This is a genomic window from Devosia sp. LC5 (assembly GCF_000735585.1).
GTDB lineage: Bacteria > Pseudomonadota > Alphaproteobacteria > Rhizobiales > Devosiaceae > Devosia.
In genome coordinates this window covers 19,692-33,656 of sequence record NZ_JNNO01000024.1, presented here as the reverse complement: position 1 = coordinate 33,656, position 13,965 = coordinate 19,692, and the positions used below count along the sequence as shown (strand labels likewise).

Here is a 13,965-nt window from a genome sequence, read left to right as displayed (position 1 = left end):
CCCCGCCAGGCTCAAGGCCATCCGCGCCGCCGCCGGCCAGAGCTGGACCCCCTGGCCCCTCTACACCGTCGATTCCCCCGCCTGGCACCGCGAAAATACCGGCCTCATCGGCGATGCCGCCCACGCCATGCTCCCCTTCCAGGCCCAGGGCGCCGCCATGGGCATCGAAGACGCCGCCGTCCTCGCGCCCCTGCTGATCAAGGAATCCAGCGCCGAATCCGCCTTCGCCAAATTCGAGGCCATCCGCCGCCCTCGCGTCGAGCGCGTCGCCAGGATTTCCCGCTCCAATGGCAAGATTTTTCATCTTCCCTGGCCTTTCAGCGCCGCCCGCAACCTGGTCATATCGGCCCAGGGCCCTCGCGGTCACCTCAAGCGCCTCGCCTGGCTCTACGGACATAATGCGCAGCCTCAAAACCTTGAATCACCCCGCGAAGCACCCGAGTTAAACCCCTGAAGAGACTCATCTTCCCGCCGCGTTAAGCTGTCGCGCATGCCACCCCCGGCACCGTTCGGCCTTGCTTTGGCCGATCCGGCTGTGTCAACTGCGCGACACCAACTAGCCCGCTGGGCCCCTGAAAATCAGAAGGTTAGCGCCACTTTATGCAAGCTGCGACCCGCTCCCGCCTGACGCTGGCCTGTATCCTGGTCACCATTCTGCTCGACATGATCGGCGTCGGCATCATTGTGCCGGTCATGCCCGAGCTATTGGAAGAGCTGACCGGCGGCAGCGTCGCCAATGCCGTGGTCATCGGCGGCTACCTGGTCTTCGCCTATGCCTTCATGCAATTCGTCTTCTCACCGGTATTGGGCAATCTGTCCGATCGCTTCGGCCGCCGCCCGGTGCTGCTCTGCTCCCTGCTCGGCCTCACCTTCGACTACCTGATGATGGCGATCGCCCCCTTCGTCTGGTACCTGTTTATCGGCCGCATCATTGCCGGTGTGGCCGGTGCCGCAGTCGCTACCGCCACCGCCTATATGGCCGACATCACCCCGCCGCATAAGCGCACGCACCGCTTCGGATTGATCGGCGCCGCCTTCGGTCTGGGCTTCATCATCGGTCCGGTCATCGGTGGCGAACTCGGCGAACTGGGCCCCCGCGTCCCCTTCTTCGCTGCCGCGGGCCTCGCCTTTGCCAATTTCCTCTTCGGCCTCTTCATCCTGCCCGAAAGCCTGCCCAAGCATGCGCGCCGCAAGTTCGACATCCGCCGCGCCAACCCCTTCGGCGCCGTCATTGCCCTGCGCAAATACCCCGTTGTGCTCTGGTTGCTGGCCGTGTTGTTCGCCTTCTCGCTGGCCGCCCAGGCGCTGCCTACGGTATTCAGCTGGTTCACCACCGAAGTCTTCCGCTTCAGCTCGTCCAATATCGGCCGGGCATTGGGCGCCTTCGGCATTGGCTTTGCCATCTGCCAGGCCTTCATCGTCGGCCCCCTGGTCAAGCGTATTGGCGAGCCGCCCGTGGCCATACTGGGCCTTTTGGCCGCCATCGCCGCCTTTATCGGCGTCGCCTTCACCGACCAAGTGGCCTATCTCTACGTCTTCATCATGATCGGCGCCATCAGCGGCCTGGCCCCGCCCGCCATCAATGGCGTGCTCTCCCGCCAGGTCCCCGACAATGCCCAGGGCGAACTGCAGGGCGCGGTCAATGCCGCCAATTCATTGGCCACCATTATCGGCCCGGTGGCGGCCACGCAGATCTTTTCCTACTTCACCTCAGCCCCCGACTCGCCCGGTTATTTCCCCGGCGCCCCCTGGGTCGCCGCCGCCGGTTGCGTCGCCCTCGCACTTATCCTGTTTGCCATCGCCGCCTGGCGCTTCGAGCTGGGCCACCGCCCCTCCATCGCCAACAAACCCATAATCCCCGACATGGCGCCCCCCGGCCAGATCCGCGTTCCACCCATAGATGAAGACGAAAATGACGCTGCAAATCCGCCCGGCCGCTGAGGCCGACACGGCACAAATTCTCGCCATCGTGGCGCCAGTCCTGGCTGCCGGGGAAACTTATGCCACAGCGCGCGATCTCGATGACGCCGCGGTCCTCGCCTATTGGCTAAGCCCCAGCCACGAAGTCTTCGTCGCCGAAGAAAATGGTGTGATCTTGGGGACTTACTACCTGATGGCCAACCGCCAGGGCGGCGGCTCGCACGTCGCCAATGCCGGCTACATGACCGCCCCCGATGCTCAAGGCCGCGGCGTTGCCCGCGCCATGTGCCAGCACTCGCTGAACCGCGCCGCCGAACGCGGCTTCCGCGCCATGCAGTTCAACAACGTCATCTCCAGCAACACCCGCGCCGTCGCCCTCTGGCAATCCTTCGGCTTCGACATCGTCGGCACCCTGCCCAAGGCGTTCAACCACCCGGTCCACGGCTATGTCGACGCCTACGTGATGTTCAAGACGTTCTAGGCAAGCCCCGCCTCACCAAACGACGGGATGCGTCTCCCCCGTTGCCACATTCACAAATCCTTCCGGCGCCAGCGGCGAAGGCGCCACCAGCACCCAGCGCCAGGGCGCACAGGTCAGCGTGGCAAAGGCCAGCCGCTCGGGGAAGCCGGGCCACCAGCGCGGCGAGAAGGTGGGTTCATACATCCACTCGATCCCCTCGGCCGCCGCATACAGTGCCTGCATTTCTGCATCCAGTTCCGCCGGTGGCCGACAGGTCATCAGCCCACCCACCTCGTAGCGCACAATCGCCGCGAGTTCGCCCTCGCGCACCAGCGCCCAGCCGCCCTGCGTTTCCCGCAGCGCATTGACCGCCTTGGCCATGGCCGCGTCCGAAGATCCAACCACCCAGATATTGTGCTTGTCATGCCCCATCGAGCAGGCCAGCGCCGTCTCCGGCGTCTTCGGCCCGGTGCCCAGCCAGAACATTTTGGAGGCCAGCCCCTCGCCCGAAAACCGGTCGACAATGGCAAATTTGGTGACGTTCCGCCCGGCGTCCCGCTGCACCAGCCCGCCAACGACCGGCAGGTCCATCGTGATGAACTCATCCGCCCAATGGAACGGCCGCAATATCGCCGCCGACATGGTCTCGCGCCCCGGCTCAGCCGTAATCGCGAAATCCCCGGCAACCATCTCGCGCTGGATATTCACCGTCCCCGTCGCCCAGCCCGGCCAGGCAATTTTGGGCAGCGGACCAATATAGGCTCTGCCCTCTGAAACCTGCTGCCCATCCGCCCAAACCTCGGCAATGGACAGGCTTTCCACATCATCGAGCAGCACCAGATCGGCAAACCGCCCAGGCGCAATCGCTCCCACCCAGGGCGTCAGCCGCATATGCCGCGCCGGGTTGATCGTCACCAGTTGAATGGCGATTTCGGGCGCCAGCCCCGCTTCGATGGCCAGCCGAACATTGTGGTCGGTCGCCCCCAGCTTCATCGTGTCCGAGCACGAGCGGTCATCGGTACACAGCGCGAATTGCGACCAATCCTGCTGCCCCTCGGCCAATAGCCCGCCGATCATCTCCTTGACCGAGTGCGGCCGCAATTCCATGAACAGCCCACGCCGCAACTTGTCGCGCACTTCCTCGGCCGTCCACGCCTCATGGTCCGATGCCATGCCGGCAGCCGCGAAAGCGTTGATATCGTCAATCGCCCGCATGCCGGCCGCATGCCCCTCGACCACGCCGCGCTGCTCGAATGTCGCCCGGATCATCCCCCAGAGCCGCTCATAGGACGGGTTCTCCGGGTTCCACACTGCCGGCCAATCCATCACCTCGTCGAGCCCCGCGACCATCAGCTGTTGCTTCAAAAAGCCCTGCTGCTCGTCATAGCCGAAATGCCCGCCGCCCCATTCATAGGCCGTCGGCGGCACGGCCGATCCGGGCAGCGGAAATATCTTCATCGGCGATCCAGCCCGCCGCGCTGTCAGCCAGAATTCCAGATTATTCGGCCCATCCACATTGGAGAATTCGTGGCTGGCCTCGCAGGTCCAGGTATTGCCAAAAGGCAGCACCAAAGCCGCCTCATGCTCGGGCGTCAAATGGCTTGATTCAATATGTTTATGAACCTCGCCAAACCCCGGCACGGCATGCAGATTTGGCCGTTCCACCCGCGCCGCGACCTCGCCACTATAGGCGCCCGCCGGCCCCACCCAGGCGATCCGCCGCCCGGACATGACAATCTCCTGATCCTCATGCCAGCGCCGTCCATGCACATCGAGCAGCCGCCCGACGCGCACGGCGCGATCCGCTGGTCGCTTGCCCAGCGCCACCAGCGCCAGATGCTGGCGAATACGAACCTCGTCGGCGGCGTTGATCAGCAGATCGTCCGGCAAATCCATGCTTATAATTCTCCTGCGGCCAGTGCCGCGCCCTGCTTACCCAAGCCGTGAGCCAGGATCAACGAGACCTTATCCCCCAAACCGCGCCACCGATTTGCGCACCACCAACTCCACCGGCAGGCGAGTCATGGTCTCGGTTTCGGTCTTGTTGATCAGCGCCAATAGCCGCGTGAAGGCAAGCCTGCCCATTTCGGCAACGGGTTGGCGCACCGTGGTCAAGGGCGGGTCGACCAATTCGGCAAATGGCATATCGTCAAACCCCACCAGCGACATGTCCCCGGGCACCGCGACTTCCGCGTGTCGCAATGCCTGCAACACGCCGATTGCCAGATAGTCCGAACAGGCCACAATCGCGCTCGGCCGCTCCTGACCCGCCAGCAGGCGCTCCGCCGCATCATGCCCGAATTCGCGCGAATATTGCCCCAGTAACAACCAATCCTCGCGAACCGTGATGCCCGCTTCACCCATTGCCCGCCGGAACCCCGCCAGCCGCTCCTTGACGCTCATCAGCCCGCCGGGCCCGCTGATGACGGCGATGTCGCGGTGCCCCGCTGCGATCAGCAATTGCGTCGCCGCATAGGCGCCCTGCTCGTTTTCCACGAACACACGCGGCACCGACACACCCGGAATATCCTCGTCCAGCAGCACCACATTGTTATGCCGCGCCAAAAGCCTGGCCAATGTACCGTCATCAGGCTGGTTGGTCATCATGATCAACCCGTCCACATGCTGGTCATGCAGCCGCTTGATCGCGTCTACCTCCCGCGCCCGGTCGCCCCGTGTCGAGGACATATAAACGGCATAGCCATGCCGCTCGGCTTCGGCCTCAACTGCAGCGGCTAGTTCCGCAAAAAACGGATTGCCGATTTCCGGCGTCACCAGGCTAATGGCCTCCGTCTTGCCGGTGGACAGGCGCTTGGCCAACAGATTGGGGCGATAGTCCAGCTTGGCAATCGCCGCGTCGATCCGGTCGCGCGTACCCTGTGGCAATTCGATCCTGTTATTGAGATAGCGCGACACCGCCGTCGGCGACACGCCGGCCTCTTCCGCGACATCGCTTAGCGTAGCCATGACCTGCCCTCCATTCCCCGTCCATTCTCATCTTCGGCTATCCCGCCGCCGCGGACCATGCCGCCGTGTTGTGCATTTCGCGCATTCGCATATGGTTTGTGCAAATGAACTGCGATAGCATTTGACATTGTGCTGATAACTGGCGTTAATTCGCCATGTAAAGCGGTTTACTGTGCTAGGTCAAATGCGTTCCGTTCTTATCTATGATGCCACGATTCTGACTGTTGATGCGCAAAACACCGTCCATCAGGACGGTTGGGTCGCCTTTCAGGATGGCCGCATCACCGGCACTGGCCCCAAGGCCACCCAGCCCGACACCGCCCCCTTTGACGAGGCTATTGCCCTGCCCGGTCATCTCGTCATGCCCGGGCTCATCAATGCGCACACCCATTCGGCCATGGTTCTGTTCCGTGGCCGCTCGGAGGGCCAGAGCCTGCTCACCATGGAAGGCTGGTACAATTCCATCCGCGAGCCGGAACTCTCGCTGGTCGCCTCCGATATCGGCCCCGCAGTCACGCTTTCCTGCGCCGAAATGGCCCTGAGCGGCACCACCACATTCTGCGACCAGTATTTCTTCGCCGAGGAAATCGCCGAGGCCGCCGGCAAGAGTGGCCTGCGCGCCGTCATCGCTTATGGCATTGTCCAACTGGGCGATAAGGACCGTGGCGACGACGAACTCGCCAAAGCCGCCGCCTTCATCGAAAAACAGCGCCCAGCCGATGGCCGGGTCATTCCCTGGTTCGGCCCCCACGCCCCCTATGTCGACAATTCCGAAGAATTGCTGCGCGCCGAAGTCGATATGGCCGTCAAATACGGCGTCGGCATGCACCTGCATATGGCAGCGGGGCCGGAGGACAATGCAGAAACCATGGCGCGCTACGGGCTGACCGCCACCCAGGCCCTCTCCCGCGACGGCTTCTTTGCCGGCCGCGTTCATGCTGCCCATTGCCTCGATCTATCCGACGAAGACATAGCCATTTTCGCCGCCGCGCCCGCCGCGTCAGTCTCCTACAACGCCACGGCGGGCTTGCGCTCGGGCCGCGAGGGCATTTGCCCGGTGGTCAAGCTCAAGGCGACCGGGGTCACCGTCGCCCTGGGAACCGACAATGTCGCCGCCAACAATTCCTATGACATGATCGCCGAAATGCGCGTGGCCGGCCTCGTCGCCTCCCACCGCGAAGGCGTGGCACAACCGATCTCCAGCGCCGAGCTGATCCGCATGGCCACCATTGAAGGCGCCAAGGCTTTGGGCCTTGATCACGAGATCGGCTCGCTCGAAACCGGCAAGGCCGCCGACATCATCGCTGTGGATATGCGTGGCCCCGGCTATTCGGAAACCCCGGACATCGAGACTGTGCTCGTCTATTCTGGCAGCGGCCGGGACGTTACCCATGTCTGGGTTGCCGGCGAAGACATCGTCCGCGATCGCATGCTACAGCGCGCCGGCTACCAATCCATCAGGTCGAATTATTCGGCCACTTACCAGGACTTCTGGGCGCGTGTCGAACGGGCGCGCCAGGTCGCATGAGGCAAAATTTGAACAAACTGATTCTCGATACCGACGGTGGCGTGGACGACGCGCAGGCCCTGCTGATGCTCATCGCGGGCGGCCGCACGCCCGACGCCATCACCACCGTCTTCGGCAATGTCGGCCTCGACGCCGCCACCCGCAATATCCTCTCGACCCTGGCCATCGCCGGCGCTGACGTGCCCGTGCATATGGGCGCCGACCGCCCGCTGACGCAAAAGATCATCGACGCCAAGTACATTCATGGCGAAGACGGCTTGGGCGGCGCTCCCCGCCCGCTCGAAAACGCCAAGCCCGCCAGCGAGGACGCCATCGGCTTTCTACGCCAGACCTTCCGCGAGGCCGGCGGCAAGGGCGAAAAGATCGATTTCCTGATGATCGGCCCGCTGACCAATCTGGCTCTGGCGCTGCGTCTTGAGCCCTCCATCATCAACGGCATCGGCCAGCTCACCATTATGGGCGCCACCGTTTATGGCCGCGGCAACACCACCCCCGCCGCCGAATTCAATATCTATGCCGATCCCGAAGCCGCCTCGGTGGTTTTCTCGGCCGATATCGACATCGTCGTCATCCCGTGGGAGCCCTGCGTCACCCACAATATGAGCGGCGCCGACGTCGATGCCGCTTTCGCCAAGGTCGCTGCCGGCCCCGAAAAAGCCTTCTCCGAAGCCCTGGCCGATCACGCCCGCCGCACCAATGCCAGCTATGGCGGCGGCGACGTGTTCCGCTTTGTCGATCCGCTGGCCGCTGCCGTCGTCATCGATCCCGCCATCGTCACCAAATCGCTGCGCGCATCCATGGACGTGGCACTGGCGCCCGGCATCACGCGCGGCATGACCGTGGTCGATCCATCCGGCCGTCTCGGCACACCCATGGTGACCCTGGTCGAGGAAGCCAAAATCGACCGCTTGGTCGAGATCTACCAAGCATCCATCGCCTACATCCCCTGACAATCCCGAACTCGGAGTGCGCCCATGTCGTTTCGTTCCCTGACCCGTCGCTCGGCGGGTCTCCTGCTGGCCGCCGGACTGCTGACCACAGCAGCTCCGGTGACCCTGCAGGCCCAGGAATACACCGCCGAAAACCCGCTCACTGTCGCGCTCGTGCTGCACGGCACCCGCGGCGACAAGAGCTTCCTCGACAGTGCCACGGCCGGCGTGGAGCGCGCTGCCGCCGAACTTCCCGTCGAGATCAAAGTCATCGAAGCCGGCTATGATCGCGGTCGCTGGGAACCGGCGTTCGCGGACGCCACCGACACCGGCTATGACGTCGTCATCGTCGGGACCTTCGACATGACCGGCTTTGTCGCTAAATTGGCGCCCGAATATCCCGATACCAAGTTCATCATCTTCGACGACAGCCCCGATTTCTCCACTGGCTGCTGTTCCAACGTGCTGGCCCTGCAATATCAGACTTCGGCCGCCGGTTACCTGGCCGGTTTCGCCGCCGCAAAGCTCTCCACAACAGGTATTCTGGGCACTATCATCGGCATGGAATTCCCCACCGTCACCGACTTCAAGGTTGGGTTCGACGAGGGCGCCAAGGCCGCCAATCCCGATATCCAGATCCTGAACACCGTCGCCGGCACGTTCAGCGATCCGGCCAAGGGCAAGGAAATGGCCCTCGCCCAGCTTGGCCAGGGTGCTGATGTGATCTTCCCGATTGCCGGCGGCACCGGCATCGGCGCACTGCAGGCCGTGCGCGATGCCGGCAAGCTCGCCGTTGGCGTCGACAGCGACCAGGCCGAAATCTTCGCCGAGACCGACCCGGCCCAGGCCGACGTCATCTTCACTTCGGTTGAAAAGAAGGTCGGCGACTCGCTCTTCCTCGCGCTTCAGCAGACCATTGACGGCACCGCCGCCTATGGCAGCGCTGTGCTGCTGGGCATGCCCGAAGGCGCGGTCGGCATTTCCAAGAATGCCTATTACGAAAAGCTGGTCCCGGCCGAAGTCCGCACCGAGATCGACGCTCTCGAGGCCAAGATCAATTCGGGCGAACTGGTCCCCGCCACCGCGATGAAGTGATGTTTCCGGCGCCGCCCCACAGGGCGGCGCCATTTTTCCAACGGGAAGCAACGTGCATGGCCCCGCTGCTGCAAGCGATAGACATCGGCAAGACCTATCCGGGCGGTGTGGTCGCCAATAACGGGGTCAACCTCACCATCAATGCGGGCGAGGTGCATGCGGTGGTCGGCGAAAACGGCGCCGGCAAATCCACCCTGATGAAAATCCTCTTCGGCATCGAGCGCCCCGATCGCGGCACGCTCCTGCTCGATGGCAAGCCCGTCAACTTCACCAATCCGCGCGAAGCGATCGACGCCGGTATCGGCATGGTGTTCCAGCACTTTTCTCTCGTGCCATCCTTTTCTGTTTACGAAAACGTCGTGCTGGGCTCCGAGCCCCGCACTGGCGTCCGGTTCGATCGCCAACAGGCGATCGAGGCGGTGCGCGCGCTCTCCGAAAAGTTCCGTCTCTCCGTCGATCCTCTGCCGCCGGTCGGCCAACTCCCTGTCGGCCAGCAGCAGCGCGTGGAGATCCTCAAGGCACTTTATCGGGACGCGCGCATCCTCATTCTCGACGAGCCCACCGCCGTCCTCGCCCCGCAGGAAGTCGAAGAGCTGTTCGTCGCCGTGCGCGCTCTGGTCGAACAAGGCCGCACCGTCATCTTCATCGCCCACAAACTGCCCGAAGTCCTCGAAATCTCCGACCGCATCACCGTCATGCGCGCCGGCAAATCGGTGGGCGAAGTCGCCGCTCGCGAAGTCACCGAAAAAAGCCTCGCCGCCATGATGGTCGGGCGCGAAGTCGCCCTGCGCGTCGACCGCGCCGCCAATCAGGGGGCTCTCGCCTGCGAGATCAAGGCCCTCAAGGTCACCGGCGAAAACGGCGCCACCCTGGTCGATGATCTCAACCTGCGCGTCCATGCCGGCGAGATCGTTGGCCTTGTGGGCGTGGAAGGCAATGGCCAGTCCGAACTGCTCGAAGCCGTCGCGGGCCTCCGCCCCATTGCCGAGGGCGTCGCCTATCTCAATGGCAAGAGCCTGGCACCCCTCACCATTCTCGAGCGCCGCGCTGCCGGCCTCGCCAGCATCCCCGAAGACCGCCTCGCCCGGGGCCTCGCCACCGGTGCCAGCGTCGCCGAAAACCTCGTCGCCACCCGCCTCGACGACAGGCGCTACGTCCGCAATGGCCTGCTTGACCTCAAGGCCATCAAGGCCAATACCGAAAAGCTCATCGAGCGCTTCTCCATCCGCGTCGGCGGCCCCGGCGCCGCTGTCGGCACCCTCTCAGGCGGCAATATGCAAAAGGTCGTGGTCGCCCGCGAACTCTCCGAACAGCCTAAACTCCTGCTGGTCAACCAGCCCACCCGTGGCGTCGATCTTGGCGCTACCCAATTCATCTGGCGCTCCTTGACCGAGGCCCGCGACGCCGGCGCCGCCGTGTTGCTCAGTTCCGCCGATCTGTCTGAATTGCTGGCTTTGGCCGACCGCCTCGTCGTCCTCTATCGCGGCAAGATCGTCGCCGCCTTCGTCAATTCCGATGACCTCACCCCCGAAACCCTGGGCACCTATATGCTGGGCATCGCCACCCAGACCCCGGCCGAAATGCAGGGGGCACTGCGATGAGCATGACCACCGAAGCCGTGCTCGGCCGCCAAGCCCGTTGGGCCAATATCCGCCGCGAAACCGGCCGTGCGCTGGCCGCCGCAATCATCGCGCTGGGCGTCGCTTTTGTTATCATCCTGCTCACCTCCAAGGCCCCGCTTGAGGCCTTCAACGTGCTGCTGACCGCCCCGATCTCCCGGCCGCGCACCATTGGCCTGTGGATCGATGACGTCGCCAAACTGACCATTACCGGCCTCGCCTTCAGCCTCGTCTTCCAGGCCCGCCAATTCTCGATGGGCGTGCAGGGCCAGGTTTATGTCGGGGGCCTCGCTGCCGCCTATATCGCCCTCTCGCCCATCGGCGCCACCTGGCTGGGCATCCCCCTCGGCGTGTTCTGCGCCATGATCGCGGGCGGCTTTTATGGCTTCCTCCCCGGCATCGCCAAGGCCAAGCTGGGCGCCAACGAGATCGTCTCCTCGCTGATGCTCAACTACATTGCCATCGAACTCTGCAATTATCTGGTCCGCACCCAGCTCGTGCCGCCCGGCAGCGGCGTTCTGACCACCAATGACTTCCCCGCCACCGCCGTGTTTCCCGCCCTGGTTGCCGGCACCCGCATCGATATCGGGCTGATCTTCGCCATCGTGGCTGTGCTCGCCGTCTGGTTCGCGCTCTACCGCACCGCCTGGGGCCTCAAGCTGCGTCTCGTTGGCCACAACGCCCAATTCGCCGAATATTCCGGCATCCGCTCCACTGTTATCATGGTGTCCGCCATGACGGTCGCGGGTGCCCTTGGGGGCCTGCTCGGCGCCATGTTCGTGCAGGGCCAGTCCTATGGCAAGCTGACCATATTGTTCGAGGGAGGCCTGGCCTTCGAAGGCATCCTGATCGCCATCGTCGCCCGCAGCCGCCCGCTCGCAGTCCCCGTCGTCGCCCTGTTCTACGGTTATCTCCGCCAGGGCGCCCAGCTCATGAACATCCGCACCGACGTGCCCTCAGAAGTCATTGGCGTCGTCACCGCCATCATCATCCTCTTGGTCGCATCGTCCTTCTCAATGCCCGGCCGCAAGTTCTTCGCCCGCCTGCTGGGTCGCGACACTACACCCGCCGCCGCCATGGAGGCCGGCAAATGATCGAACTGTTCATGACTGTCTTTTCGGCGACCTTTTTCGTCACCGTCGTCCGCACCTCCACCCCGCTACTGCTCTCCACCCTTGGCGGCCTCGTGGCCGACCTCTCCGGCGCGCTCAATGTCGCGCTCGAAGGCATGATGCTGGTCGGCTGCCTCACCGCCGTCATCGTCTCGGTCTTTGCCCCCTGGTACATCGCGGTCCTCGCCGCCATCGCCGCCGGTGCGCTGCTCGGCGCGGTCATGGCCTTCTTCCATCTGCGTCTCAAGGCCGACATCATCCTCGTCGGTTTCGCCATCAATATCTTCGCTGCGGGCGGCACGGTCTTCGCCCTCACCCTCGCCACCGGCGGCGACAAGGGCACTTCGATCAACCTGCCCTCCAAGGCCATTCCCGCGCTCGATCTCTCCTTCCTTGGCGTAATCCCCGGCATTGGCCACACGCTGGTGCAATTCCTCTCCGGCCACTCCATCCTGTCCTGGGTCGCGGCTTTCCTGGTCTTTGCCATCTGGTATTTCCTCTACCGCACCCCCTGGGGCCTCTGGCTGCGCGGCGTCGGTGAATATCCGGCCGCCCCCGAGGCCGCCGGCATTCCCGTCAACGCGATCCGCGCCTGGAGCCTGCTGGTCTCGGGCGGTCTCGCAGCCCTTGGCGGCGCCCAATTGGCCATGTTCAACTATGTCGGCTTCACCCGCGACATGACCGCCGGCCGCGGTTTCATCGCTCTCGGCGCCGTGCTGCTTGGCGCCCGCCACCCCGTCGGCGCACTATTGGCCGCCCTGCTGTTCGGCTTCTTTGAAGCCCTCGCGGTGGTCCTGCCGGGCCTGTTCAACTGGATACCGGCGGAGCTGATCCGCATGATCCCCTTCATCGTCACCGTGCTGGCCCTGGTCCTTTTCAGTTACCGCGCCCTGCGCGCCCGCCAGCTCCGCACTCTGAGTAAAATATGACCCTGCGCAACCGCGCCATTCTCGGCACCTTCTTCCATGCTCCGCAGCAGGGCGCGCTTGAAGCGCTGGCCGACACGTTGATCGAGATCGACGCCACCGGCATGATCACCGCCGTAATCGGCCCCGATGATCCCGCCCAACCCGCCGCCGTCGCCCGCTATGGCGATGCCCTGCTGCGCCTGCCCGAGGGCCGCTACATCCTGCCCGGCCTGGTGGACCTGCACGTCCACGCTCCGCAATATCCCCAGCTCGGTCAGGCCCTTGATGAACCGCTCGAAGTCTGGCTGCAGAAATACACTTTTCCGCTGGAAGCGCAGTACGCCGACCTCGACTTCGCCCGCCCACGCTACACCGCCCTGGTTGAAGACCTGCTCGCCAACGGCACTACCACCGCGCTTTACTTCGCCACCCAGCACACCGAAGCCACTAAGCTGCTGGCCGATATCTGCATCGACAAAGGCCAGCGCGCTTTGGTCGGAAAAGTGGTGATGGACGATCCCGCCGCCTGCCCGGATTTCTACCGCGATGCTTCACCCGAAGCCGCTATCGCCGGCACTCGCGCCGTCATCGACCACATCCGTACGCACCCCGCCAATACCGACGCCCGCGTCCTCCCTGTCATCACCCCCCGCTTCATCCCTTCCTGTACCGACGAAGTACTGACGGGGCTTGGCCAGCTCGCCGCCGAATGCGATTGCCACATACAAACCCATTGCTCGGAAAGCGACTGGGCGCACCACCACGTCCTGAATCGATATGGCCATACCGATGCGCAAGCCCTTGATAGCTTTGGCCTTCTGACCCGCAAGTCAGTCCTCGGGCATTCCAATTTTCTCACCGACGCCGACATGGACCGGCTGGTCGCCCGCCAATCCGCCGTCGCCCATTGCGCCCTCTCCAACATCTATTTTGCCAACGCCGTCTTCCCCCTGCGGCGCGCTTTGGAAAAGCACCTCCATGTGGGCCTGGGCACCGACATATCTGGCGGCCCCAGCGCCTCCATGTTCGAAGCCTGCCGCACCACCGTCCAGGCTTCCCGCCTCTTGCAGGATGGGGTTGACCCAACTCTGCCTGCGGCAAATCGCGGCACGCCGGGCTCGGCCGTCGACCTCAAGACCGCCTTCCATCTGGCCACCGCTGGCGGCGGCGCTGCCCTCGATCTGCCCATTGGTATCTTCGCTCCCGGCTACCGTTTCGATGCCATTGCCATTGATACATCAGGCCAAACCGGCGGCATCCGCCTGTTCGGCGAAACCCGGCCCGACGCCGTGTTCGAGAAAATCCTCTATGGCACCAGTCGCGCCAATATCGAACATGTCTGGGTCGACGGCCGCCGCACCGGTTGAACTGCCCAGAATCGCGTTGATAAAGCGCTTGACGATAGCCCTGGCCTATTCTTTGTGCTT

At 64.0% G+C, this 13,965-nt stretch carries 12 protein-coding genes; 10 read left to right on the top strand and 2 right to left on the bottom strand.

Translation table 11 applies throughout. The features are described 5' to 3' along the window. The 3 genes from FF80_RS13675 to FF80_RS13665 all read left to right on the top strand — a co-directional run. Positions 1-454 (top strand): FAD-dependent monooxygenase (locus FF80_RS13675; RefSeq protein ID WP_035101490.1); only part of this gene is annotated, 454 nt, incomplete at its 5' end. A gap of 146 nt (positions 455-600) precedes the next feature. Continuing rightward, the gene (locus FF80_RS13670; protein ID WP_052153577.1) at positions 601-1,941 is read left to right on the top strand and encodes a TCR/Tet family MFS transporter; all 1,341 of its coding nucleotides are present in this window, start codon (positions 601-603) and stop codon (positions 1,939-1,941) included. Continuing rightward, positions 1,919-2,401, top strand: a complete 483-nt coding sequence (locus tag FF80_RS13665) for an N-acetyltransferase (RefSeq protein ID WP_035101503.1) — start codon at positions 1,919-1,921, stop codon at positions 2,399-2,401. The genes FF80_RS13670 and FF80_RS13665 overlap by 23 nt, the downstream gene beginning before the upstream one ends. Before the next feature lie 12 nt (positions 2,402-2,413). Here the strand turns inward: FF80_RS13665 and FF80_RS13660 are convergent, their stop codons facing one another. Together FF80_RS13660 and FF80_RS13655 are read right to left on the bottom strand one after the other, a co-directional pair. Next, the gene (locus FF80_RS13660) at positions 2,414-4,276 is read right to left on the bottom strand and encodes an adenine deaminase C-terminal domain-containing protein (protein ID WP_035101487.1); all 1,863 of its coding nucleotides are present in this window, start codon (positions 4,274-4,276) and stop codon (positions 2,414-2,416) included. Between the two features lie 69 nt (positions 4,277-4,345). After that, a complete protein-coding gene (locus FF80_RS13655; RefSeq protein WP_035101485.1) occupies positions 4,346-5,347 on the bottom strand; it encodes a LacI family DNA-binding transcriptional regulator in 1,002 nt (333 codons plus the stop codon). A 184-nt stretch (positions 5,348-5,531) separates the two neighbouring features. Between FF80_RS13655 and FF80_RS13650 the strand changes: the two genes are divergently transcribed. From FF80_RS13650 to guaD, 7 genes are read left to right on the top strand one after another with little or no spacing between them, the layout of a single operon-like run. Then, positions 5,532-6,875 carry an amidohydrolase gene (locus FF80_RS13650; protein WP_035101484.1) on the top strand — a complete coding sequence of 448 codons (1,344 nt, stop codon included), beginning with the start codon at positions 5,532-5,534 and terminating at the stop codon, positions 6,873-6,875. Between the two features lie 8 nt (positions 6,876-6,883). Continuing rightward, positions 6,884-7,825, top strand: coding sequence for a nucleoside hydrolase (locus FF80_RS13645; RefSeq protein WP_200877208.1), 942 nt, complete (start codon positions 6,884-6,886; stop codon positions 7,823-7,825). Positions 7,826-7,849: 24 nt separating this feature from the next. Next, entirely contained in the window at positions 7,850-8,899 is a 1,050-nt protein-coding gene (locus tag FF80_RS13640; protein ID WP_035101479.1) for a BMP family ABC transporter substrate-binding protein, read from the top strand. 56 nt (positions 8,900-8,955) lie between these two features. Next, positions 8,956-10,500 (top strand): ABC transporter ATP-binding protein, encoded by a 1,545-nt coding sequence (locus FF80_RS13635; RefSeq protein WP_035101477.1) that lies wholly within the window; start codon positions 8,956-8,958, stop codon positions 10,498-10,500. Next, positions 10,497-11,612 (top strand): ABC transporter permease, encoded by a 1,116-nt coding sequence (locus FF80_RS13630; RefSeq protein ID WP_200877207.1) that lies wholly within the window; start codon positions 10,497-10,499, stop codon positions 11,610-11,612. The genes FF80_RS13635 and FF80_RS13630 overlap by 4 nt, the downstream gene beginning before the upstream one ends. Beyond that, on the top strand, positions 11,609-12,559 hold the full coding sequence (locus FF80_RS13625; protein ID WP_035101475.1) for an ABC transporter permease: 951 nt from the start codon (positions 11,609-11,611) through the stop codon (positions 12,557-12,559). The genes FF80_RS13630 and FF80_RS13625 overlap by 4 nt, the downstream gene beginning before the upstream one ends. Beyond that, a complete protein-coding gene (gene guaD / locus FF80_RS13620) occupies positions 12,556-13,905 on the top strand; it encodes a guanine deaminase (protein ID WP_035101472.1) in 1,350 nt (449 codons plus the stop codon). The genes FF80_RS13625 and guaD overlap by 4 nt, the downstream gene beginning before the upstream one ends. Positions 13,906-13,965: the final 60 nt, after the last annotated feature.